We start from the raw sequence: 560 nt of genomic DNA, 5'->3' as shown, positions 1-560 counted from the left end.
GTACAACAAGGACCAAATAAAATTTGGTTTTCGCCAAGAAGTTTCCAAAGCACTTGTAACAAATGTTTGAGAACTACTTTTTAAATCAGCTTTCCAGATTGTTAAAGAGCATGTTTGCAACGGTCAGTGACCGAAGAAAACAGAGTTAAGAATTAACTTCTTAACTCTGCATTCTTGTTAGCAAGAAGAGAAGTGGCGTCCCCTAGGGGATTCGAACCCCTGTTACCGCCGTGAAAGGGCGGTGTCCTAGGCCTCTAGACGAAGGGGACCCAAAATCATCTTTGCGCTGCGTCAGCAGTGCAGATTTTGGGTAATGGCGAGTGCCGAGCCTGCGAGGCCGAGCGCCATTATTCACATCCCAAAACCCAATGATAGGGCTTCTCTCATCTGACCGAAGCCAGATAAGCACTGACACGCCAAGGCGCATCAGGTCTTTGCTCTAACTACTTTGAATCAAGGCAATCTGTGTGAACACTCAACAACATCGACATCTTAAGGTAAGGAGGTGATCCAACCCCAGGTTCCCCTAGGGTTACCTTGTTACGACTTCACCCCAGTCA

1 tRNA gene and 1 rRNA gene are annotated in these 560 nt (G+C 47.0%); both read right to left on the bottom strand.

Going from position 1 to position 560, the window contains the following annotated elements:
- Positions 1-193: 193 nt before the first annotated feature.
- Positions 194-269 (bottom strand) — tRNA-Glu (locus tag ACB035_RS20500).
- 229 nt (positions 270-498) lie between these two features.
- A 16S ribosomal RNA gene (locus ACB035_RS20495) occupies positions 499-560 on the bottom strand; the annotation flags it as partial.

It is taken from the genome of Aeromonas sp. S12(2024), from assembly GCF_041402305.1.
Classification (GTDB): domain Bacteria; phylum Pseudomonadota; class Gammaproteobacteria; order Enterobacterales; family Aeromonadaceae; genus Aeromonas; species Aeromonas veronii.
The sequence above is the reverse complement of the archived record's forward strand: the minus strand, read 5'-3'. Positions and strand labels throughout refer to the sequence as shown.